The 8460-nt window shown below is 40.9% G+C and carries 8 protein-coding genes; 3 read left to right on the top strand and 5 right to left on the bottom strand.

Annotated features, from left to right (window positions below; genetic code table 11):
- Positions 1-165: 165 nt before the first annotated feature.
- The 3 genes from GNE10_RS28215 (at position 166) to GNE10_RS28205 (ending at position 3219) form a co-directional block, all read left to right on the top strand.
- A complete protein-coding gene (locus tag GNE10_RS28215) occupies positions 166-969 on the top strand; it encodes an SAM-dependent methyltransferase (protein WP_199342058.1) in 804 nt (267 codons plus the stop codon).
- A 615-nt stretch (positions 970-1584) separates the two neighbouring features.
- Positions 1585-2807 (top strand): ISAzo13 family transposase gene (locus GNE10_RS28210; RefSeq protein WP_185568918.1). Its coding sequence is split into 2 segments (ribosomal slippage): positions 1585-2065 and positions 2065-2807, totalling 1224 coding nucleotides; the frame shifts between segments, so codons are not numbered across the junction.
- Between the two features lie 208 nt (positions 2808-3015).
- On the top strand, positions 3016-3219 hold the full coding sequence (locus tag GNE10_RS28205; RefSeq protein ID WP_397326553.1) for a DnaB-like helicase C-terminal domain-containing protein: 204 nt from the start codon (positions 3016-3018) through the stop codon (positions 3217-3219).
- Between the two features lie 2 nt (positions 3220-3221).
- Here GNE10_RS28205 and GNE10_RS28200 read toward each other — a convergent pair whose 3' ends face one another.
- The 5 genes from GNE10_RS28200 to GNE10_RS28180 form a co-directional block, all read right to left on the bottom strand.
- On the bottom strand, positions 3222-3830 hold the full coding sequence (locus GNE10_RS28200) for an ABC transporter ATP-binding protein (protein WP_185568914.1): 609 nt from the start codon (positions 3828-3830) through the stop codon (positions 3222-3224).
- The gene (locus GNE10_RS28195) at positions 3823-4752 is read right to left on the bottom strand and encodes an ABC transporter ATP-binding protein (protein WP_185568913.1); all 930 of its coding nucleotides are present in this window, start codon (positions 4750-4752) and stop codon (positions 3823-3825) included. The genes GNE10_RS28200 and GNE10_RS28195 overlap by 8 nt, the downstream gene beginning before the upstream one ends.
- Before the next feature lie 23 nt (positions 4753-4775).
- A complete protein-coding gene (locus GNE10_RS28190; protein ID WP_199342057.1) occupies positions 4776-5666 on the bottom strand; it encodes an ABC transporter permease in 891 nt (296 codons plus the stop codon).
- Entirely contained in the window at positions 5663-6649 is a 987-nt protein-coding gene (locus tag GNE10_RS28185) for an ABC transporter permease (RefSeq protein WP_185568912.1), read from the bottom strand. Before GNE10_RS28185 ends, GNE10_RS28190 begins: the two co-directional genes overlap by 4 nt.
- Before the next feature lie 61 nt (positions 6650-6710).
- Entirely contained in the window at positions 6711-8360 is a 1650-nt protein-coding gene (locus tag GNE10_RS28180) for an ABC transporter substrate-binding protein (protein ID WP_185568911.1), read from the bottom strand.
- Positions 8361-8460 lie beyond the last annotated feature (100 nt).

The following is an 8460-nucleotide window of genomic DNA, read 5'->3' as shown; positions in this document are numbered from 1 at the left end:
TTTTCAGATTATTTGAAATCCTAGTAAGGAACTTTTAGAAAACTCATTTCAGTAACTAACGTATAATTTATAACGTCGATTTGTTTGCGAATTGAATTAAAATCAATAATAATACTTTTTTCAACACTGCTGTTTTTTCAATTGCTGTTTCTCTATTTAAATCAAATGTCTGAAATCAAAAACTTAGTTAGCTTATCTTCACGAATGATGGCGGTTGCTCGTGCATTAGAAACTCAAAGAGCTGATGGCTTGTTTGAAGATCCACTTGCAGCTATACTTGCTGGAGAAGACATGATAGCTGAGATTAGGCCAAAAGTTCAGGAGTTTGAAGATAAAGGCGCACCTATAATTCCTGTACGTACACGTTTTTTTGATGACTTTTTAATTTCACAAATTCCTGGAATTAGACAAGTTATTATTTTAGGTGCTGGAATGGATACTAGAGCTTTTCGCCTTCCTTGGCATCCTGATACGCAAATATATGAACTCGATCAAACAGAGGTAATTAAATACAAGGAATCTATATTACAAAATCAACATAGTAAGTGTAATCGTTGCACTATTGGTATTGATCTTAGAGAAGATTGGTCAGATTTACTATTAGCACATGGATATCGAAAAGAAATTTCAGTTATATGGCTAATGGAAGGATTTATTTATTACTTAAATGAGGCAGAAGTACATCAATTATTAACAAGAATTACTCAGCTAAGTAATCCAGGTAGTTGGCTTTTAACTGATTTTATTAGCTCATTTTTTATCAAACAAGAAACAAAAGGTTTATCGGAATATTGGAAATATGGATGCGATGAACCAGAGAAGCTATTATCTGTTTACAATTGGCAAGCCTCTGTTGTTCAAGCTGGTGATGAAGAAGCCAATTATGGACGTTTTACTCTTAAATTACCGCCTCGTAATGTTATCAATGCACCTCATTATTTTTTTGTCAAAGCACTTTTAAATACTTGATCTGTTGGTAAACTGTATATTTTTCTGCAATCGACATCCACAAATAGCTTTTGACAACCTGCTGCAACTATGCGTTCATTCGACATAGCCCAACCCCAGGTGTTTGACAGCCCCATCAGCTATGGATACCAAGGGTAATATAGTTCTAGTCGCCGAACTATCCATTGCTACACCACATAATACAGATTTTAATCCTGCATCTTGCGTTGTATCTGATTCAAAGAAATCCTAAGTGCAATTGATTGATCGTTAAATCGTAATTAGCTAGCACTATAATGAACTTGAGGATTTTTCTTTTGGGCAGCAGGCGCAGCCAAGCTTTACTCCCTGTGGTCGCCGCAGCATGGCTATCAATCGCAAAAACCATCAACACGCAACTCCCGCCAGATATCAGAAGCTTGCCAGCCAGAGTTACCAACAGATTGGAGTATGGGATAGTCTTGTACCGGAGAATACCGAGTGAGGTATTGGGGACTTCCAAGAAATAAAATCCCCAATGTATAAGAATGATAATCATTATAGGGGGGAGGAACTCAGGGCTGCCGACGGCAGCCCTGAGTTCCTTTTTGTAGTAAGTTCAATGTATGGTTCGAGTTTTGGGGTGTAGGAGTGTCAATGGAATTAACTGATTCATTAAAATTTCTGCTTAAGCAAACAGCAACTCAATTGAAAGGTTCAGCTAGAAGGCGTTTCCAGGCGCAGACTGTAATCTCATTAGGTCATGGAGGACAGCTAATAGCTCAAAATGAATTGGGGTGGGATAGGAAAACTATTCGTAAAGGAATTAAAGAATTAACTACTGGGATTACTTGTGTAGATAATTATTCAGCTAAGGGTAGATGGAAAGCAGAAGAACACCTACCTTCTTTATTAGAAGATATTAAAAAATTGGTTGATTCACAAAGCCAAACTGACCCAAGTTTTAAAAGCCAAAGATTATATACACGCTTAACAGCAAGCAAAGTAAGAAAACTATTAATTGAAAAGTGTGGCTATAGTGATCAACAGTTACCGACTGAAGAAACAATTCGTATTAAATTCAATGATTTAGGTTATAGACTCAAGCGAGTAGCAAAAGTTTTACCTCAAAAAAAATTCCAGAAACAGACGCAATCTTTGAACAATTAGCAATAGTTAATCAATCCGCTCTGGATGATCCAAGTATCTTACGTCTCAGTCTGGATGCCAAAGCCCGTGTAGATATTGGCTGCTTTGACAGAGGAGGTAAAAACCGAGTTGTCACAGAAACAGAAGACCATAATTTTCATCCAAAAACTACTGTAACTCCTTACGGCATCTTCCTTCCAGAATTAGACGAACTATTTTTATACTTTACAGAGTCTAATGTAACGAGTGATTTTATTGTAGATGTTATAGAAGATTTTTGGAAGAGTGAGAGTTGGCGATTTCCCTCAATAAAAACCCTGATTCTTAACCAGGATAATGGGACAGATAATAATTCTAGACGTACCCAGTTTATGAAACGTATCGTTGAGTTTGTTCATGAATATCAACTGAATATACGTTTAGCCTACTATCCACCCTATCACAGCAAATATAATCCCATTGAGCGAGTCTGGGGGATATTAGAAAATTCTTGGTGTGGCAGTATTTTAGATGAAGTTGCAATCGCTTTAGAATTTGCTCAAAACATGACGTGGAAAGGTAAGAATCCTGTGGTTAAGTTAGTGACTCAAACTTATGAAACTGGGGTTACTCTTACTAAGGAGGCTATGTCTGCTGTTGAAAAAAAAATAGAAAGACTCACTAACTCGAAACATGAAAAATTTTCCAATTTAGGCAAGTGGTTTGTTGATATTTGTTGTGGCAGCACTTAATTTTTACCAGAAGCTTTTAAATATTTTAAATATAAAAACATTAAGATTAATTATGATATTGCACTGAAATTATATACAGAGTGCAGACTTTTCTTTCTCTGTTTTTAGGGGGTGAGAGGCGGTTGCCGACGGCAACCGCCTCTCACCCCTTCGGAATGATTATCATTATCTTAAGAGATGTCAAATTATGATTTTTGCTGAGTAATTTATTTCTTGGAAGTCCCTTGAGCAAGACAGCGATGTTGTAATTATGGTTTACCGTGAAGAAATGCACAATCCCGATACACCTGAGCGTGGCATTGCTGAGTTAATCGTCCGCAAGCAGAGGAATGGGCCCACTGGTACGGTCAAGCTTTTGTTTGATCATCAGTTTAGCAGATTCAAGAATTTATCTCATAGTCGGGAGTTTTAATGTTATTTGCTGCTGATAGTCAAATCAATCAGGCGATCGCATAAACGCTTGAGCAGCCAGAAGTCATGACTGATAACTAAAATACCTATCTCAGTTTTACGGGCGTAATCAATGACAGCCCTCCAAATCAAAGCTTGAGTATTGGCATCTAACATCGCCGTCATCTCGTCAGCGATTAAGTAGCGAGTATGTCTTCCTAATGAACGAGCCACAGCAACTCGCTGAAGTTCACCTCCACTCAACTCATGAGGCCAGCGATTGAGCCAATTCTGATTAATATTTAAAGCTTGGAGTAATTCTTCAGAAGGCATTTGCCCTTCTTTTAAAATTTTGTTAATCCGCCAACGAGGGTTCATAGCCAATTCAGGATTTTGAAAAATCATTTGTACTGGACAATAACCCTGTATTGGCAAAGGCCTATCGTTTACACTGACAGAGCCTTCTACAGGTTGGAGATAACCAGCTAGAATTTTACCCAAAGTTGTTTTTCCTAAACCGCTAGTTCCACTCAAACCCACGATTTCGCCAGGATTTATTTCTATACTAAAGTGCCACAGTATCCAAGGTTGGTTTTGCCTGTAGCGGAAAGATAAATTTTCGCCTCTAAGCATGAATGCACCTCACTAAACCATTGCAGACTTCCCGTAAGGGCGGACGATGAGTTAAACAATCTGTAGTGGCAATTGGACATCGTTCGGCAAACAAGCAACCAAGGGGCAATGTATCAGGATTCGGTTGTGTACCCGACACAGGAATAAATTCATTCTGCGGTAAAGAACGCCAGAGTGCTTGAGTATAAGGATGACGTAATGCTTTTCCTCTATGAGTAAAATCAGTTTTAGCAGCTATCTCCACAGTTGTACCTGCGTAAAAAACAGCGACTTTATCTGCTATTTGTAAAGCAGCTTCTAGTTCGTGGGTAATTAGCAATACACCCTTACCCTCGTCAGCAAGTTCGCGCAGGTGATTAAGAGTTTCCACTACCACCTCTGGATGCAACCCTGGAGTTGGTTCATCAGCAATGACTAAATTAGCTTGCCCAATCACAGCCATTGCTACTAAAATTCGCCTAGCCATGCCACCTGAAAGTTGAAACGGAAATAGCTGCTTGACTGAGGGCGCAAGTTTATAACGTGCTAAAACTTGGTCAATAATCTGTTGAGATGCATTTGTTGATAATCCCCTCAGACGTGCAATCCGACTGAGTTGCTTTCCTACACTCATTAAGGGATCGAGATAACTAACTGATTGCGGAATTAGTACTATATCTTTTCCCCGTAATTCCACTTGACGTTTATAAGTAAGATATTCATTGTTGTAAGTTATCTTACCTGTTACATGGGCATTTTTGGGTAAAATTCCGAGGATTGCGTGTGCCAAAAGGCTTTTACCAGAGCCACTAGAACCAACAACAGCCACAACTTCACCAGCGTTAATATGCAACTCCAAATCAGCGATCGCAGTAGTCTGTTTTTGGCTTAAACCCCGGTCATACATTGTAAAGGTGACACTCAGATTTTGTACACAAAGCATTCTGAACGCTCCTTGTAGTGGTGTTATTCTTGGCTTGTTTTCGGGTCAAGTAGCGATCGCAAACTAGCACCCAAAATATCAAACAGCTTCACAGCCATTAGCAAAGCCACTCCTGGTAAAACTCCCAACCACCAGTAACCAGCCGACAGATAACGCATAGCCTCACTTAAAATCACGCCTATTGCTGGCATTTCTGGCGGTAAACCCAGTCCCAAGAAGGTTAGACCGGCTTCGTGTAAAATCACATGGGGAAATAGCAATACCAGTCCCACCATGAACTGAGGTATTAAATGAGGCAACAAATGGTGACGAGCAATCCACAGGGAAGAATGTCCTAGTTTGTAGGAAAGCTGTACATAGTCTGAGTTTTTTATTTGCAGTACCTCAGCCCGTAAAAGTCGAGCTAATCCCATCCAGTGGGTGACACTGACGGAAATCAACAAGCCTGGAACCCCGCCACCAACTGCAAAGGCAATCAGGATAATTAGCACAATATGAGGTAAACTTAAGAACACATCAATCAGCCATGTGATTACTGCGTCAACTTTACTATTCATCGTTGCTGATACTGTTCCCAAGACTAACCCGATGGCCGCACTACAGATAGCTGTCAACAAACCCACCCACAAGCTTAAACTTAAGCCGTGGAGGGTGCGGGCAAACATATCTCTGCCTAACCAATCAGTACCGAAAGGATGAGCCAGTGAGGGTGGTTGGTTGCGAGTTTGTAAGGCAATTTCTAACCCTTCTGTACCAACTAACTGCGCTCCTAGTAACAGAGTGCTAAAAATGACAAAACATAAAAGGGCGATCGCCAGAGTGCGGCTACGGCGATTACCCAGATACACCAAGCCTTTGGGCTTAGTCGGCGGATGATTTGGTAGAGTGGGGATGGCGATCGCAGGCTTTGTCATGCAGATTTTCCAAAACGGATACGGGGATCGATAATCTGGTAACTGAGGTCAGCTAAAGTGTTACCTATAAAAACAAAGGTGGCGCTAAAGAAAACAATACCCAGTAACAACGGGACATCGCTTCGCAATGCCGCCTGTACGGTAGCATTACCCAAACCAGGATAGTTAAATACTTTTTCAATTAGTACAGAACCACCAAACAGTTCGCCCAAACTGGCAAATTGCAAGGTAATCGCCGGTAAAGCAACGTTACGCAAACCGTGATGTAGAACTACCCCAGTAGTTGTTTCACCTTGAGCATAGGCAAATAAAGCATAGTTGCTATGCAGAATTTCAATCAGCTTTTCACGGGTGTGGAGGGCAATATTCGCAACGCCAATCACACTCAGAGTTAAAGCAGGTAGTAGTAAATGATGAAGCTTTTGCCATAATGTCACATCAGCCGCTAAAATACCGGGCGGCTTTGCACAGCATATCGGGGTAACTTGCAGCGTTACCGAAAAAATAATTAACAATAGTAGGGCAATCCAAAAAGCGGGAGCCGATGCCAAAGTATAAGCATAAATCCGAATCACCCGATCTACTAAAGACCCTTCCTTAGCTCCTGCGACAACACCCAGCAATACACCGAATGCACCAGAAAACAACCACGCCAACCCCATCAGTGCTAATGATGCCTCAAAACGTTCGGCTATCACTTGGGACACCGTTTGGTTGTAGGTCATGGAAGTTCCCAAATTACCTTGCAGTAGTTGTCCTAGCCAAAGGAAAAAACGTGTAGTCATGGGTCGATCTAATCCCCAACGTTGGGCAATTAATTCTCTTTGTTCTGCACCCACACGCATCACATCAGCCCCAATATAAGCATCTACCGGGTTAACAGGGGACAAGCTAACCAGGACAAAACTGATGACTGACAGTGCTACTAATAGCAGCAGAAAGTGTAGGAATTTTTGGAGTAAGAATCGCCAGATATTTTTCATTTTTCCAGATTGATTTGCTTGTAGTCAGGGCTTTAGCCCTAGTTTCATGCAATTTAAATGTTCATTCACAATTCCACTTCCAAGAGGTAACGTTGGCTAATATTGAACCTGTGTAGTTGTGAGATATCTGCTGTTGTTTGCCAAGGTCTAAACAGCTATTCACAAAGTAAGTTTGATCGGGACTAACTAGCCAAGTAGATGCAGCATCGCCTTTAGTAGTAATTCCAGTTTGACCATCCCACTGTATCTTTTGCCAAAATAATCTTGCTTCTATCTCTGAGGCTGCTGTCATACCTTTGTCAAGATTTTGGTCAACGGTAGGATTAGCATAGTAACCAGGATTTTGCCAATTTCCTTGGGCAACTGAACTATGGTAGAGATTGTACAGGATAAGTGGATCGTAAGTGCCTAGTACATAGAGAACTACATCGCTATGCAATCGGCGTTCAATTTCTTTCCAACTTCTGCCTTCCGCATTGACTTGAATACCGATTGGTTTGAGCATTTGCGCTACAGCTAATGCTAGTCCTTGGCGGACGCTATCTTTAGCAGGGTAGAGAATGCTAAACTCGGCTTTTAATCCTTGTTTTTCTAAAATGCCATCGCCGTTATTATCTTTCCAACCTGCTGCGGCAAGAATCTGTTGAGCTTTGTTAGCATCGGCATCTTGGATTTTAGCTTTAGCTTCTTCCCAAGGCATACCACTAACTGGAGTATAGGCAGGAGAACCATAGCCTTCGAGAATAGAATCAACCAAAACCTGCCGATTGATGGCGTAGTTAACGGCTTGACGAATTGCTGGGTCTGCGGTTACATCATTGCCAATGGAGTATCCTTGAGAAGTTTTCTTGCCTGTGTTGGGGATATAAGGAAGCATCAATCCTGCATGACCATCGCTTCTGTGGGCGTACAAATTCATCCCAGGAATCTGCTGAATTGCGAGTGATGGCGGTATACGCGCCACATCAACTCTACCCGCCTTCGCCGCAGCCAAGGTTGCATCTTCAAGAGTTAAAAGAATTACTAACCGTTTAATATTTGCTGGCGTTCCGTAGTAGTAAGGGTTGGCTTCAGCAATAATCTGTTCGCCAGGATTCCATTGCACTAAGCGATAGGGGCCAGAACCAATGGGATTGCGTAAGTAATTTTTGTTGTGGGCGTATTTTGGTACGATTCCCAAGCTTGCTATTTGATTGATAAAAGTAATCCGAGGCTGCTTGAGGTGTAATTCAACTTCGTAATTTCCCTTGACAACCGCTTTGTCTAATGCTGACAAATCTACTAATCCGCCACTTTCTTTAGTGTAGTTGAATGTGTAAGCAACATCTTCGGCGGTGAGGGGTTGACCATCCGAGAAGCGGACATCTTCACGGATTTTGAATGTCCAGATTTTGCGATCGCTACTAATAGTGTAGTTTTGGGCAAGGTCATTTACCAGTTCTAGATTTTCGTTACGGCGCAACAGTGTACTTTGAAAAAGTGGCGGCCCGTAATAATTCCAACCCATAGTTGGGTCGAACCCCTTGTCATCAAAATCCTCCCATGAAAAAGCCAGCACTATCTCATCTTTGGATTCACCACTAACTTTAGTAGCTGGTGGACTTGAAGAAACTTGGCTACAAGCAGTCAATATCTGCACCAGTAATAGACTCGACAACCAGTGCCACCATTTGATTTTGCAGATTTTCAATCTAGAAATACTTAAATTCACCTTAATTCTTCTCACATTTTGAATAAAAAGTTGTCAAATTAATTTTAAAAATATTCGAAGCATGGAAAATTCCCATTATATTTGTAACGCATTCAAATTA

It is taken from the genome of Nostoc sp. 2RC, from assembly GCF_014222165.1.
Classification (GTDB): Bacteria; Cyanobacteriota; Cyanobacteriia; order Cyanobacteriales; family Nostocaceae; genus Nostoc; species Nostoc linckia.
Note: the sequence above shows the minus strand (reverse complement) of the source record. Positions and strands in the feature narration are given on the sequence as shown.